The organism is Emergencia timonensis (assembly GCF_900086585.1).
GTDB lineage: Bacteria > Bacillota > Clostridia > Peptostreptococcales > Anaerovoracaceae > Senimuribacter > Senimuribacter timonensis.
On record NZ_FLKM01000008.1, the window covers coordinates 1274032 to 1288166 of the forward strand.

General features: G+C 46.4%; 15 protein-coding genes. All 15 read left to right on the top strand.

The features are described from left to right. The first annotated feature begins 86 nt into the window (after positions 1 to 86). The 15 genes from metG (at position 87) to BN6539_RS07310 (ending at position 14034) form a co-directional block, all read left to right on the top strand. Positions 87 to 2012 carry a methionine--tRNA ligase gene (gene metG, locus BN6539_RS07240; protein WP_067535873.1) on the top strand — a complete coding sequence of 642 codons (1926 nt, stop codon included), beginning with the start codon at positions 87 to 89 and terminating at the stop codon, positions 2010 to 2012. A 134-nt stretch (positions 2013 to 2146) separates the two neighbouring features. After that, positions 2147 to 2977: a TatD family hydrolase gene (locus BN6539_RS07245; RefSeq protein WP_067535876.1), complete on the top strand. Its 831-nt coding sequence runs from the start codon at positions 2147 to 2149 to the stop codon at positions 2975 to 2977. Between the two features lie 78 nt (positions 2978 to 3055). Beyond that, positions 3056 to 3982 carry an agmatinase gene (gene speB / locus BN6539_RS07250; protein WP_067535881.1) on the top strand — a complete coding sequence of 309 codons (927 nt, stop codon included), beginning with the start codon at positions 3056 to 3058 and terminating at the stop codon, positions 3980 to 3982. 72 nt (positions 3983 to 4054) lie between these two features. Then, positions 4055 to 4471: a hypothetical protein gene (locus tag BN6539_RS07255; RefSeq protein ID WP_067535884.1), complete on the top strand. Its 417-nt coding sequence runs from the start codon at positions 4055 to 4057 to the stop codon at positions 4469 to 4471. Beyond that, positions 4452 to 4772: a hypothetical protein gene (locus tag BN6539_RS07260; RefSeq protein ID WP_067535885.1), complete on the top strand. Its 321-nt coding sequence runs from the start codon at positions 4452 to 4454 to the stop codon at positions 4770 to 4772. The genes BN6539_RS07255 and BN6539_RS07260 overlap by 20 nt, the downstream gene beginning before the upstream one ends. After that, positions 4765 to 5574, top strand: coding sequence for a CheR family methyltransferase (locus BN6539_RS07265; RefSeq protein ID WP_067535886.1), 810 nt, complete (start codon positions 4765 to 4767; stop codon positions 5572 to 5574). The genes BN6539_RS07260 and BN6539_RS07265 overlap by 8 nt, the downstream gene beginning before the upstream one ends. A 17-nt stretch (positions 5575 to 5591) precedes the next feature. Next, complete coding sequence (locus BN6539_RS07270; RefSeq protein ID WP_067535889.1) at positions 5592 to 5954, top strand: response regulator; 363 nt, start codon at positions 5592 to 5594, stop codon at positions 5952 to 5954. A gap of 22 nt (positions 5955 to 5976) precedes the next feature. Further along, on the top strand, positions 5977 to 7650 hold the full coding sequence (locus BN6539_RS07275) for a methyl-accepting chemotaxis protein (RefSeq protein WP_067535899.1): 1674 nt from the start codon (positions 5977 to 5979) through the stop codon (positions 7648 to 7650). An 11-nt stretch (positions 7651 to 7661) separates the two neighbouring features. Continuing rightward, complete coding sequence (locus BN6539_RS07280) at positions 7662 to 8279, top strand: chemotaxis protein CheC (protein WP_067535902.1); 618 nt, start codon at positions 7662 to 7664, stop codon at positions 8277 to 8279. After that, complete coding sequence (locus BN6539_RS07285; RefSeq protein ID WP_067535906.1) at positions 8279 to 8761, top strand: chemotaxis protein CheD; 483 nt, start codon at positions 8279 to 8281, stop codon at positions 8759 to 8761. Before BN6539_RS07280 ends, BN6539_RS07285 begins: the two co-directional genes overlap by 1 nt. Before the next feature lie 15 nt (positions 8762 to 8776). Beyond that, entirely contained in the window at positions 8777 to 9715 is a 939-nt protein-coding gene (locus BN6539_RS07290) for a GGDEF domain-containing response regulator (RefSeq protein WP_067535910.1), read from the top strand. 15 nt (positions 9716 to 9730) lie between these two features. After that, the gene (locus tag BN6539_RS07295) at positions 9731 to 11743 is read left to right on the top strand and encodes a chemotaxis protein CheA (RefSeq protein ID WP_067535911.1); all 2013 of its coding nucleotides are present in this window, start codon (positions 9731 to 9733) and stop codon (positions 11741 to 11743) included. Then, a complete protein-coding gene (locus tag BN6539_RS07300; RefSeq protein WP_067535912.1) occupies positions 11733 to 12164 on the top strand; it encodes a chemotaxis protein CheW in 432 nt (143 codons plus the stop codon). The genes BN6539_RS07295 and BN6539_RS07300 overlap by 11 nt, the downstream gene beginning before the upstream one ends. Positions 12165 to 12316: 152 nt before the next feature. Continuing rightward, the gene (locus tag BN6539_RS07305; RefSeq protein WP_067535914.1) at positions 12317 to 12934 is read left to right on the top strand and encodes a TetR/AcrR family transcriptional regulator; all 618 of its coding nucleotides are present in this window, start codon (positions 12317 to 12319) and stop codon (positions 12932 to 12934) included. A 2-nt stretch (positions 12935 to 12936) separates the two neighbouring features. Then, on the top strand, positions 12937 to 14034 hold the full coding sequence (locus BN6539_RS07310) for a radical SAM protein (protein ID WP_067535916.1): 1098 nt from the start codon (positions 12937 to 12939) through the stop codon (positions 14032 to 14034). Positions 14035 to 14135 lie beyond the last annotated feature (101 nt).

Sequence of the window (14135 nt, forward strand, 5' to 3'; positions counted from 1 at the left end):
ACTAAACCTTGCAAAATGTGGTATCCTAAAAAGATACAAACTACCTCGCCCCATTCGGCGCAGGAGACGAAAGGAATGATTTGAAAATGACAGAGAAAAAGGGTACTTATTATATTACAACCCCGATCTATTATCCAAGCTCCAATCTTCATATAGGACATACGTATTGTACCGTCATGGCGGATGCTATGGCTAGATTTAAAAGACTTTCTGGTTATGACGTAAGATTTTTGACTGGTACAGATGAACACGGACAGAAAATCCAAACCATTGCAGAAGAAAAAGGCGTAAGCCCGCAGGAATACGTAGACGGCGTCGTCGCCGGCATCAAAGACCTCTGGAAGACCATGGAAATCTCTTACGATGATTTCATTAGGACCACAGAGGACAGACACGTACAGCGGGTACAGGCCATATTCAATAAAATGTACGAAAAAGGCGACATCTACAAAGGCGAGTATGAGGGCATGTACTGTACGCCTTGCGAATCATTTTGGACAGAGAGCCAGTTAGCTGACGGCTGTTGTCCGGATTGCGGCAGACCAGTGCAGAAAGCAAAAGAAGAAGCCTATTTCTTTAAGCTTTCCAAGTATCAGGACAAGCTGATTGACCTTTTAGAGAATACTAACTTCCTGGAGCCGGAGACTAGAAGAAACGAGATGCTGGGTTTCATCAAACAGGGTCTTGACGATCTCTGCATTTCCAGATCTACCTTTGATTGGGGAATTCCAGTGCCAATCGATGAGAAACACGTCATCTACGTATGGCTAGACGCATTGACCAACTATATCACTGCACTGGGGTATCCTGACGATCCAGCGCTTTTCGAAAAATACTGGCCGGCAAATGTGCACCTGGTGGGCAAGGAAATCGTCAGATTCCATTCCATCATCTGGCCGGCAATGCTGATGTCCCTGGATATTCCAATTCCAAAGCACGTGCTGGGACACGGCTGGCTGCTTTTGGAAGGCGGCAAGATGAGCAAGTCAAAGGGCAACGTAGTCGATCCAGTCAAACTGATTGACAGATACGGCATCGACGCCCTCAAATACTTCCTGCTCAGAGAGTACACCTTTGGTCAGGATGGCGTATTCACCAACGAAGTGATGCTGAAGAGGATGAACTACGACCTGGCTAACGACCTGGGCAATCTGGTGTCGAGAACGGCCTCCATGATTGAAAAATACTGCGCAGGTATCGTGCCTGAATCTCACGGCGAAGACGATTTCGATAAGGATTTGAAGGCCATTGCTACCGGCGCAGCGGCAAAGGTAGAAACCCAGATGGATAAATTCGCATTTAACATGGCCCTGGAGGAAATCTGGATCGTCGTCAGAAGAGCAAACAAATATATCGATGAAAAAGCGCCTTGGATTCTTGCCAAGGATGAAGCGAAGAAGCCGGAACTGGATACCTGTCTGCACAATCTGGCAGAATCCTTACGAATTATCTCCATTCTGATCCATCCGTTTATGCACACCACATCTGAGAAGATCAGGAAGCAGATGGGACTTTGGTATGCCGATGTTGTCTGGGAAGACGCATTTGAATTTAATATGATGTATCAGGAACAGGTGAAGAAGGGCGAAGCCATTTTCCCGAGACTGGATATCGAGAAAGAGCTGGAAGAACTTGACGCGATGCAGAAAGAAGGTCAGGAACCGGAGGACGAGAACATTCCGCTGGAACTGAAGCCGGAAATCGAGTACGAGGACTTTGATAAGATTGACTTCAGAGTCGGCCTCATCGAAAAGGCGGAGAAACATCCTAAAGCAGATAAGCTGCTGGTGTTCCAGATCAAGATGGGGACAGAAAGACGGCAGATCATCTCTGGCGTTGCTGAAGACTTCAAACCAGAAGACCTTGTCGGAAAGAAGGTGCTCATCGTAGCCAACCTGAAGCCGAGAAAGCTGAGAGGGCTGGAATCCAAGGGTATGATTATGTTTGCCGAAAACGGCGGCAGATGCGAAATTATGACGACTGTTGCGGAAGACGGCGTCGTCGTAGACTAATACTTGTTAAATTCATCTGTGACCTCGCGGTCTATGGTACCAAGGCACAGAGGTGCTTTTCCAGTTATCTATAAACGATCAACTCACAGGGCCTGAAATGAAGACAGGCCCTGTTTTTTAAAAAGGAGTGACCAATGTTATTTGACTCTCATACACATATCAACAACGAAAATTACACTGATGAGCAGCGGGCGGCGCTGATTGCGGAAATCGCTGCTTCCGATGTATCTTATGCCATGGACATCGGATTTGATCTGGCCTCTTCTGTGCAGGCTGTCAAAGATGCCCAGGAGAACGACTGGTGTTACGCGGTCGTCGGGTTTCATCCCCACGATGCGAAAAACATGGACGACATGACCTTAGAACTGATCGGAGGGCTGGCAAAAAAAGATAAGGTGAAGGCCATCGGCGAGATCGGCCTCGACTATTATTATGACCATTCAGAAAGAGACGTACAGCAGTTTTGGTTTCGACGGCAGATCCAGCTTGCTAACCAGTTAAAAATGCCGATTGTCATCCACACAAGAGAAGCCGATCAGGATACCATGGCCATACTCAAAGAAGAAGGCGCTTTTTCTGCTGAGCGGCAGAGTTGGTTTCCAAAGCGCAGAGGGCCTGAAGGCAAAGAGCTGGCTGACAGCCGGGTGCTGCTTCACTGTTTCTCAAGCAGCAAGGAATTGGCGAACCAGTATGTAAAGCTGGGAGCGACCCTTTCCATCTGCGGGCCAGTTACCTTTAAGAACAACCGCAGGACGAAAGAAGTAGTGGAGACGATTCCAATGGAATTTTTACTGGTGGAAACCGACGCGCCCTATCTGACGCCGGAGCCTTTCCGCGGCAGACCGAACAAATCGCCTTATGTGGAGTATACGACCCGCAAAGTGGCGGAGATCAAAGGCATCACCTATGAGGAAGCCGCCCGGATTACATGTGAGAATGCGAAGCATTTTTTCAACATTGATTGATCAGTTGATTTTGGACGGTTAGTCCCTTATAATGATAGTAAGTAAAAAGTCAGGTTTGACCTGTAATGGGAGGTATGTATGTTAAAGAAAGACCAATTTGCCCTCGACAAAGAGGCTTGGTGTAATCTGAACCAGCCAGATTGTAGTGAGGAAGATGTAGATATTGTAATTTTTGGGATTCCCTATGATAAAGGAGTCAGCTACAGAGGTGGTGCAGCCGAAGGTCCCGACTGTCTGAGGCAGAACGCTTTCACATCAACGCCGTACACTGAAAAATTACAATCCATAGAGGAACTGAAAGTCTTGGACGCTGGAAATTTTTGTGATGCCGACAGAGACGAGATGTTTGCCGAAATAGAGGATTATGTAGCGGATTTGGTGCGTAAAGGCATAAAATTTTCCATGGTGGGCGGCGATCATTCCGTTACGATCCCGGTAGAGCGGGGTGTGAACAAAGCCCTCGATGAGGAGTTCGGTATCATACATATCGACGCTCACTTTGACCTCTGCGACGCGCTGTACGGTGATAAGCTGTCACACGGCTCGACAGAGAGAAGAGCATTGGAGATGAACAACATCGGCGGACCGGAAAACCTTTATTTTATCGGAATCCGCTCCATTGAACCAGATGAATTTGCGTTCAAAGCGAAGAATGACATACAGGTAAAGACTGCTTACGATTGTTTTCGTGACAGCATTGAGTTTGTAGCCGCAGACTGCGTTGCAGCCATGAGCAAATATGATAAAGTCTATCTGACTTTTGATATCGACGCCTTAGATCCTGGGTATGCGGCAGGGACTGGAACGCCGCAGTTTGGCGGTTTGACACCGAGAATGTGTCTGACACTGCTGGAGACATTGTTCCGCAGCCTGAACATCATCGGCTTTGATATCGTAGAGGTAGCGCCGGCCTTAGACCCATCACTGACCGCCATGTTTGCGGCAAGAAAACTGCTCACTGAGATGTGGGGCTACTGGGCGGAACAAATGGGAAAGTTAAAGTAAGATCCTCCTTGTATTCTGTTGTAAAATAATATATGATTAGAAGAGCAGCATATCATATTTGAAGGATTTAGCATGGAAGACTACATAGACGATTTATACTTGCTTTTTTTAGGAGGAGGCAGCTATTTTCTGCTCCCTCTGTGTTATGTAAAACAAGTGCGGGAAAGAACAGCAGAACAGACGACAACAAAAGAATTTAATTTTTCAAGAAGACTTCATAAAGACGGACCTATAGAGAGGTACCAAGTCGTTCTCGGATTAGATGGTAAAGAACTCTGCTTGGCGGCAGAAGAGGTATTGGGCATCGAAACCCTGGATCAGTACCGTTTTACCAAACTGGAGGAATCGGTTTTAAATGAGAGAAACCGCTATCTGAAGGCCGTAATCCAAAATAAGAACGAAGCGTATCCATTTGAGGCCGCCTTTCTTTTGGAGCCTTCTTTTTTGCATATGGAGATGGAGGCGGCAAATGAAATGGCAGACTGCTAGAAACGGCGACGAAATCTATGCGTTGGAAAAAGAGAAACTTATCACCCTGGTAATGGACCCTCTGATTAGTGAAATACCAGAAACGAACGACAATATTCGAGGCATCTCTTTTTACCAGGATAAGGCGGTCGTCTTCTATCAGACTGATCAGCAACGCCCGGGGCGTATCGGCGTCTTGCTGGCTAATGAGCCGAGTATTTTAAATGGCATATTAGTAGAAGAAATTCTAGGTGAAATTGAGGAGTTGGATGAAAATGCAAAGGGGATTGCCCCTGGATTGTGGGTGATGAAGTGTGATTAGATTAAGTGAGGCTGAATATTTAGAAATCGTGGAATACATGAAAGAACACTTCGGAATTAATTTGAGCAAGAAAAAAACCCTGATTGAATGCAGGCTTGCAAAGCCCTTGAAAAATCATGGGATAGAGTCTTTTGACGGGTATATGGATATGGTGAAAAAAGACCGCAGCGGACAGGCGGCAGCAGAAATGGTGGATTGTCTTACAACAAACTACACTTATTTTCTGAGGGAACCTGCTCACTTTGATCTGCTTCAGGAGAAAATACTGCCAGATATCTTTGATAGAATTCGCATGGGCGTTTGCAATATCTGGTGCGCAGGCTGTTCCACAGGCGAGGAATGCTATTCCATGGCTATGGCTGTTGCAGATTTTAGAGATAAAAGAGCAGGCGCACTGCCGAAGATCAGTATCAAAGCGACAGACATATCCAAATCCGTTCTCAGGGAGGCGGAGGAGGGAATCTATCCTATTGAGGAGCTGGAGCGAATACCGAAGCCGTGGAGAGAACGGTATTGCAAAAAAGTGGGAGAGAAGAGCTTTCAGGTGGATCGAAATCTTCGCAGTTGGATTCACTTTCGAAAAGAAAATTTGATGCAGCCTGAGGGAGCGGTCAAGTACGATTTGATTTTCTGCCGCAATGTGATGATTTATTTTGACCGGGAAGCGAAGGGAAAACTGATCAGGAAATTCGAAAACAGCTTGAATCCGGGCGGTTATTTGATTCTGGGTCATGCGGAACTCCTTTCACGGGAGGATACAAAACTAGAGCCAGTCTTTCCGGCGGTATACCAAAGAATTTAGAAGAAATAGGAGCGCATATGGATAAGAAGATTTTGATTGTAGATGATGCCATGTTTATGAGAAGCGTCATACGCAAGACATTAAGCGAGATGGGGTACCAGCATATTTTTGAAGCCCAGGACGGAGAAGAAGCACTGCTCTCCTTCAGAGAGCATCAGCCAGATCTGATCATACTGGACATCACAATGCCGGGCAAATCTGGCATTGAAGTTTTAGAGGAAATTCACGATGAAAATCCTCAATTAAAGGTCGTCATGTGCTCTGCAATCGGACAGGAGATGATGATTCAAAAAGCCTTGGAAGCCGGCGCGGTAGATTTTATCGTGAAGCCCTTTAAGAAAGAAGAATTTTGTAGAGTGATTGATTACCACTTGGTTTAAGAAGAATGAGAGGATACCGCAGATGAAAGATTGGATAAAAAACCTGAAGATTGGAAAAAAACTGATGGCAGCTTTTGCTATTATCATTATACTATACAGCATCACAATGATTACTGCCGGAACCAATATCAAGAGCTTAGCAAAAAGCACGGAAGACTTGTACAATGGTCCCTTCGCCAACGTTGAAAATTCGCAGGAGATTCGATATGACTTAGAGTGCAACCGACGCAATTTGCTGCTTCTATCGGATTCGACAGATATTGATGAGGATGCAAAGCTGGCTGATATCAACGATCGGCTGTCACAAATCGATGACGGCTTAGAGAAACTATCCACTGGTTATATCAGCGGCCAGGGAAAAGTGGATCAGCTGCTAATTGAGTATGAGAAATTGGCGGCACCGAGAGCGAAAATTATCGATTATCTGGAGAAAGGCAATAAACAGAAAGCCCTTGAAATCTGCCTCACCGAATATGAAGAACAGTCCGGCATCGTGACAGATTTACTGAAAGACGTTGTCGAAGCAGCTTCTATCGATGCAGAAGAGACTCTGGCATCGGTTCAGAACCAGGCTGCAGGTGTCTTACTTGTTTTGATTATTATTTCGGTGATCTGCATTTTCGCCACGATTATTCTGTGTATTACTATGACACGCAGTATTGTAAATCCAATTAAGGAATTGAAGAACGCATCGGCCAGCATTGCCAACGGTGAATTGGATATCCAGCTCTCTTATACCAACAAAAATGAGTTAGGACAGCTTTGTGAGGACATCCGAAATACGGCGGCAGCCCTCTCTTTATATGTGACTGAAATACGCAAGGGTATGGAAGCCCTTGGAAATGGGAAATTAAACTATCACAGCGATGTGAAATTCGTAGGTGATTTTGTCGCTGTGGGGAATACCATGAATGAAATTGGAGCGCTTTTGCGTGATGCCATGGGCCAGATCACTAACAGCGCGGAACAAGTATCCAGCGGAGCGGAACAGGTGTCCAGCGGGGCGCAGGTTTTGGCCCAGGGCGCTTCTGAGCAGGCTGGATCTATTGAAGAGCTAGCGGTAAGCATCAATGAAATCGCAGAAAACGCAAAGGAAAGCGCAGAGAAATCAGAGAAATCCAGTGAATTGACGGAAAAGGTATCCAAAAAAATCTACGATAGCAACGATCAGATGACAATTTTGACCGAGTCTATCTATGAAATCAAGGAGAACTCAAAAGAAATCACAAGTATCCTCAAAGAAATTGAAAATATTGCATTCCAGACCAATATCCTGGCCTTAAACGCTTCGGTCGAGGCGGCGAGAGCCGGCGAGGCGGGCAGAGGATTTTCAGTAGTGGCAGGTGAAGTGAGACGACTGGCAACCAAGACCACCGAGGCGGCCAAGATGACGGCCGAACTGATTGACCGCAATGCCAACGTGGTCAATAAGGGAATTACCATCGTAAACGAAACTGCGGACGGCCTGACAAAATCCGTAGAAGGTGCTAAAACGGCAACGAAGATGGTCAATGAAATTGCTGAAACCTTTACGCAGCAGGCGAATGCCATCGTCCAGATCAGAAGGAATGTGGAGATGATTTCGGATATCGTGCAGGGAAACTCCGCTACGTCACAGGAAAGCGCTGCTGCCAGCGAGGAGCTATCCGCTCAGGCGCAGCTCTTGAAGTCGTTAGTAGAGCAGTTTGAAATATAAAGGAGTCAGAGATGAAGAGCTACGCAGAGATGGACGAAATGTCAGCAGACATACTGAAAGAGCTGGGCAATATCGGTACTGGCAATGCCATTACCTCTCTGGCCCAGATGATGGGGATCCCCTTGGATATTTCATCTCCCTCCCTGCATCTGGCACAGGTGCAGGAGATTTATACCTTGCTGGAACAGTCGCAGGAAGTGGAAACAGGTATATTGGTAGAAATAAAAGGTGAGATTACGGGAATGTTTTTATTCTTTCTCAACGAAAGCTTTACCAACATTGTTTTAGATGAAATCTTAGAAAAACGTGAGCGGAACATTTTAGAATTAGACGATTTGGAACGTTCACTGCTCAGCGAGCTGGGCAATATCATGTGCGGTTCATACATCAGAGCGCTTTCGGCTCTCATGGATATGGATATTGATGTTTCTGTCCCGGAGATCTGTGTCGATATGGGAGGCGCTATCCTCAGTGTGCCGTTGGCAAGAATAATGAGCAAAAGCGCAGACATCTTACTGATAGAAAATCAATTTCAAATTAATCACCATTCTTTTTCCGGTCGTATTCTGTTTTTTCCAGATCCGGAATGTCTGGAACCGATTCTGATGAAGCTGGGGATTGGGAAGTGATGAATAAGATTTTGGTACAGATTGGAGACGGAAACACAGCCGCAGCGGGACAGACTTTAGTCAGCTATGCCTTGGGTTCGTGCATCGGGGTCTGTCTCTATGATAAAGAAATTAAGATAGCGGGAATGGTCCACGCCGTGCTGCCAGCAAAAAAAGGCGGCGAGGTCACGGCTGCAGAGCAGCAGTATCGGTATGCAGACCAAGGCATCAGACGTCTGATCGACCAAATGTGCAGCTGCGGGGCAAAGAAATCCCGACTGACTGCAAAGCTGGTGGGAGGCGCGCAGATGTTTCAGACCATAAATTATGAATGGGACATCGGTAAGAAGAACATTCAGATGGCTAAGAAAATCCTTGCGGCAGAAGGAATTCCTCTTTTGGCGGAAGATACAGGCAGTGATTATGGAAGAACAGTTTGGTTTACTGCCGAAGACGGCAGGGTGAGAGTTGAAGCGGCCAAGCACCCTTCAATCGAGTTATAGTAGCGGAGGTAAGAGATGGATGAAAAGAAAAAACAGATTGTGATGGTCGTAGACGACAGTCTTTTAATATGTAAACAAGTGAAGATGGCCTTAAAGGATGAGCCATATTTTATCTGCGAAGCACACACTGGCGGAGAGGCAGAGGAACTGATTGAACAGTATCAGCCTGATCTGATTTTGCTTGACGTCGTTCTTCCCGATGCAGACGGCTATGAATTATTTCACAGACTGAGAGAACGAGATCAAAATGACGCGGTGATTTTGTTTCTGACATCTAAAGCGACAGACGAAGATGTGGTAAAAGGTTTCACCATGGGCGCTTGTGATTATATTAAGAAACCCTTTGTACCGGCGGAGTTGAAGTCCAGAGTCTTGGCGCATCTGCAGATGAAAAGACAGAAGGACGAACTAAATCAACAGAATAAAGAACTGCGTACAAATATGGAAAAGCTGAATTATATGGCCTTTCGAGACGGCTTGACGGGACTTTATAACCGCAGATATGTCATCAGCGAGCTGGTTGAGGACATGCGGGATATAAAACGGGAAGAATTGAAAAATGTGGTGATTCTCTCTGATATCGACGATTTTAAAAAAGTCAACGATACGTATGGTCATGAAGTGGGGGATACGACATTGGTCTGCATCGCCAATATTTTGGAAGGGGCATGCCGTAAACACCGGGTGATTCGCTGGGGCGGAGAAGAGTTTTTAATCATTCTGCTATCCGTTACAGAGGAGGAAGCTTTTGCAATCAGCGAACAAATTCGTAAAGAAGTAGAGCAGTTTCGGTTCTTTCATGAAAATGGAGAGTTTTCGTGTACCGTTACCTTGGGACTGCATGCATACAATGAAAACGAAGGCATCGAGAACAGCATCAACTTTGCGGATAAGGCCCTCTACGAAGGAAAACGCAGGGGAAAAAACTGCAGCATCTGGTATGAAAAGATTTAGTAAATGGAGAAATAAATGAGTTATTTTGATGAAGATGCCCGCGAAATGCTGGAGGTCTATTTGCTGGAGACCAGACAACTGACAGAGCAGCTGAATAACTGTCTGATGGAAGCGGAGAAGAACAATCGATTTGCTGAAGAGGATATTCACGGCATTTTTCGTGTCATGCATACGATCAAGAGTTCTTCTGCCATGATGGGCCTGACACAGCTTTCCGCTCTTGCCCATAAGCTGGAAGACATCTTTGCCTACTATCGAGAAGAGATCGGAACCATAGAAAATCCAGAACAGGAAATATTCGATCTGATGTTTCTGGTTTCGGATCACATTACAGCCGAAATGGAACGGATGGAGGCGGAAGAATATGTACCGTCAGATATAAAGCGAATTGAAAAGCAGGCGGAAGAGTATTGGGAACAGTTCTGCTGTGATGAGCAGAAAAAAGAGCAGATCGTGGAACCACAACAGGAGGATCCGCAGAAGTGCGACTACTTTGATGGAAAATCCGGTACCATAGTGAATGTCATTTTCGAACAGGGTTGCCGTTTGGAAAATGTCAGAGCCTTTATGCTGATTCGGCAGATTCGCGGATTATGCTCTGATTTGGAGACTTATCCGCCTGATCTGGAGCACTCTAGTGAGAGCAGCGCCTTTATCGGAGAAGAGGGGCTTTATATCTGCTTCACCAGTGATCAGAAAACAGAAGTTTTGGAGTTGATGGAAAAAGGCCTGTTTGTCAACCGCGTGATATTGATTGCTGATGAGGAAGAGCCGGAAGAGTCGACAGAAGAGTTGATCCCGCAGGAATCACAGACAAAGAAGCAGCAGGAAACCAGAGAAACTGAATTTTTAGATGTGAAGGCGGAAAAGCTGGACAAGATGCAGAATCTTTCTTGTGAAATGGTCATCCAAATGCTGGTCTTAGAAGAAGCGCTTCGTAAAAACGGACTGGAAGATATCAGGGAGGGGACCGCCCGTCAGATCAATCTATTAATCAGTGAAATGGAGCGGACCGTCATGGAAATGCGCATGCGGCCTGTCAACCGGATCGTACCGAAGCTGCGCAGGATTCTCAGAGATATTTGCAGGGATGAAGGGAAAGAAGCAGAACTCGTCATAAACTGCGGCGATATCGAAGCGGATAAGAGTATAGTAGAGTGCTGTTCAGAGGCCTTAATGCACTTGATTCGCAATGCCGTTGACCATGGCATCGAGTCTGGCCAGGTGCGCCAGGATCTGGGTAAAGAGAAGAAAGGCAAAATTGTCTTTCAGGTGGAAAGCACGGTGGGCGAACTGCTATTGACCCTGAGTGACGACGGCTGTGGGCTGGATGAGGAGAAAATCCTCAATAAAGCGAGAGAACGAGAGCTGCTTGTGAAGCCAGAAGCAGAATACACCTCGCAGGAGATTTATGAACTGATTTTGAAACCAGGCTTTACTACCAACGAGACGGTGAACGCGTACTCTGGCAGAGGAGTCGGTCTGGACGTGGTAAACAACATCATGGAAGAAATCGGCGGGCATCTGTATATTGAAAGCCAGGCAGGCGTGGGCAGTAAATTTACCATGGTGGCGCCTTTAACGCTGTCGACCATAGAGAGCGCCTGTTTCCGTGTGGGAGCCTATCACTTTTCCGTACCGGCACGGTACGTATTCAATTTTATGGAGTATGAGGAAAAGCAGAAACAAATCCGCCAAATTGATGGTCACTCCTATGTTTTATATGACGGCAAGATGGTTCCGCTGATCAATTTGCGCAAGGTATGCGGGCTGGAAGAGGAAGTCCCCGAGCACTCCATTGTAATTTATGTGAGAGGCACGAGGCGGGAAGGCTGCCTGGTGGCTGATGCCATGCAGGAACAAAAGCGTATTGTCGTCAGACCTCTGCCCACGCTGCTGGGAAGCAGCTTTCGAAAAGCAACTGGCATCAGCGGCTGCAGCATTATGGGAGACGGAAATATCTGCGCGGCCTTAGACCTGGAGACCGTCATCGGCAACTTTGAGAAGGAGGGCGCTCATGAATTCTAAAAGCAGCAGAGAGCTGCTCTGCATTACGGGCAGCGAAAAGAACTATGCCTTGGACTTGAAGTGGATTGCAGAAATTTATGCAGACGTGCATATTTCTCCCTTTCCCTGTCTGCCGCCACACTATATCGGCATGTACAATTATAAGGGGCAAATTATTCCAGTTATCAGCCTTGAAGAGGCTGATGCGAGAATTCTTATTATCATTCGATGTAATGACTGCCTTTTTGCCATGGCAGTATCAAAAGAACCCTTTATCATCGATCAGAAGGACGTAGAGGAAATTGATTCCCTGCATCCCGATACCATGTCCGGCCTTTGGGCGGAACAAGCCTTGTATCAGATGGAGGGCACTCTGGTTTCGCTGCTGGATATCCAGAGCAGCGTAGAAAAAATGCAATCGATGAATGAAAAGGAATTTTAAAAAGATAAACTGTTATGATTACACCTCTAGCGATCATAACAGTTTTTTATTTACGAGAAAAGAAATCAAAAAAGTCTTGACAGGCGAACAAATGTTAGCTAAAATATAAAAAAGAGAACGAACGTTAGCCTAAAGAGAAGGGGGATGGAACATTGAAGAGGAACACGAAGGAAGATATTTTGATTGCCGCATTGAATCTCTTTGCGGAGAAGGGCTTTGACGGCGTCAGTGTACGTGACATTGCAGAAGAAGTGGGAATCAGACAGAGCTCTTTGTATAAACATTACGAGAGTAAACAAGACATCTTTGACAACATTTTGATTCGGATGGAAGAACAGTATCAGCGAATGACGTTAGAGGTTCGTGCGCCGCAGGGTGCGATGCAGGATGTAGCAAAGGCTTACGAGATCATTACGACGGAGGAACTGAAGGAGATTGCCAGAGGAATGTTTTTCTATTGGACGGAGAGCGATTATGCCTCTCGTTTTCGCAAGATGCTTCTGGTGGAACAGTATAAGAGTGAAGAGAAGAGCAGGCTGTATCACGAATATCTGACAGACGGGCCGCTGAAGTTTATGGCTGAATTATTCAGACTGCTCGTTGAAAGAGAATGCTTCATACAAGAAGACTGGGAGTTTCTCGCTCTGGAATTCTACTCACCAATCATTTTTCTCATGGCCAGGTATGACAGCGGCGCGGAGAGAGAAGTCATTATTCGGCAGCTGAATCAGCATATAGAACACTTTGCAGCGCATTACAGAAAGGATTAGAGATGACAGTACAGAAACAATTTGATTTGGAAAACTATCTGACGACAGGGGTTGAAAATATCGTGAAGGGTGCAATCAAGGCCACCTTAAAAGACCCCAAGGAAAGCGCATTTATGGTTTCTTTTGCTGCTGCCAGCAAGAAAGGGGCCAGCCGCCGCAGACAGTGGGCGGATAAGGGCGAACATATCCCGCCCTTTCTCATCGCCAGTATCACCAGCGCCTGCAATTTACACTGCAGCGGCTGCTATGCCAGAAGCAACGAAAGTTGCGTAGATGGGCTGCCCGACTGTCAGCTCACAGCGGAACAATGGCTGGCAATTTTTCTGGAAGCCAGGGAGCTGGGCATTAACTTTATCCTCTTGGCAGGGGGAGAACCTTTTTTACGGAGGGATATTATTGAAGCGGCTGCAAAAGTGCCGGAAATACTCTTTCCGATTTTCACCAATGGGACCATGATGGATGAAGCGTATCTGCAGCTTTTTCAGCAGTGCAGAAATCTTGTTCCCATTTTCAGCATCGAGGGAGATGAGAATCTGACAGACCAGCGAAGAGGGGAAGGGACTTACGCCACTTTACTGACGGCTATGGAACAGATGAAACGGCGCGGTCTGCTCTTTGGAACTTCTGTCACAGTGACGACCGAAAACAAAGACGTCGTTACTTCCCCCGATTTTCTCAGCCAGCTTTCCCGTTTCGACTGTAAGGCGGTCATCTATGTGGAATATGTGCCAGTAACGGAGGAGAGCCGAGAACTGGCTTTTGGCGATGAGGAACGAGAGTGGTTTCAATCGAAGCTGTCGGCGGTGAGAGAAGAGAAGCCGGAGATGGTCTTCATCTCTTTTCCCGGCGATGAAAAGAGTTCCGGCGGCTGTTTGGCGGCGGGCAGGGGATTTTTCCACATCAATTCCCATGGCGGAGCAGAACCGTGTCCCTTTTCACCCTACTCTGATATCAACGTCAAGGAGACATCATTGAAAGAGGCTCTTCACTCCAGGTTGTTTACGTTTCTTCACGAACAGGAGCTTTTGACGGCAGACCATCAGGGCGGATGTGTATTGTTTGAAAAGCGGGAACAGGTGGAGAAACTCCTGGCCCAGTAAGTTCCTCTCTTTCGACACCCGCCTTCGACAGCAACCCCCACAGAGTTCATGATAGAATATGTAAAAAATGAGCACATAACGGAGCGAAAGCTCCTATGTAC

What these genes read in the sequence shown, in the direction of transcription:
- BN6539_RS07295 (WP_067535911.1), top strand. Translation starts at nt 9,731, where the DNA reads ATGAGTTATTTTGATGAAGATGCCCGCGAAATGCTGGAGGTCTATTTG.
- BN6539_RS07290 (WP_067535910.1), top strand. Translation starts at nt 8,777, where the DNA reads ATGGATGAAAAGAAAAAACAGATTGTGATGGTCGTAGACGACAGTCTT.
- BN6539_RS07260 (WP_067535885.1), top strand. Translation starts at nt 4,452, where the DNA reads ATGAAATGGCAGACTGCTAGAAACGGCGACGAAATCTATGCGTTGGAA.
- metG (WP_067535873.1), top strand. Translation starts at nt 87, where the DNA reads ATGACAGAGAAAAAGGGTACTTATTATATTACAACCCCGATCTATTAT.
- BN6539_RS07270 (WP_067535889.1), top strand. Translation starts at nt 5,592, where the DNA reads ATGGATAAGAAGATTTTGATTGTAGATGATGCCATGTTTATGAGAAGC.
- BN6539_RS07275 (WP_067535899.1), top strand. Translation starts at nt 5,977, where the DNA reads ATGAAAGATTGGATAAAAAACCTGAAGATTGGAAAAAAACTGATGGCA.
- BN6539_RS07280 (WP_067535902.1), top strand. Translation starts at nt 7,662, where the DNA reads ATGAAGAGCTACGCAGAGATGGACGAAATGTCAGCAGACATACTGAAA.
- speB (WP_067535881.1), top strand. Translation starts at nt 3,056, where the DNA reads ATGTTAAAGAAAGACCAATTTGCCCTCGACAAAGAGGCTTGGTGTAAT.
- BN6539_RS07245 (WP_067535876.1), top strand. Translation starts at nt 2,147, where the DNA reads ATGTTATTTGACTCTCATACACATATCAACAACGAAAATTACACTGAT.
- BN6539_RS07255 (WP_067535884.1), top strand. Translation starts at nt 4,055, where the DNA reads ATGGAAGACTACATAGACGATTTATACTTGCTTTTTTTAGGAGGAGGC.
- BN6539_RS07300 (WP_067535912.1), top strand. Translation starts at nt 11,733, where the DNA reads ATGAATTCTAAAAGCAGCAGAGAGCTGCTCTGCATTACGGGCAGCGAA.
- BN6539_RS07285 (WP_067535906.1), top strand. Translation starts at nt 8,279, where the DNA reads ATGAATAAGATTTTGGTACAGATTGGAGACGGAAACACAGCCGCAGCG.
- BN6539_RS07310 (WP_067535916.1), top strand. Translation starts at nt 12,937, where the DNA reads ATGACAGTACAGAAACAATTTGATTTGGAAAACTATCTGACGACAGGG.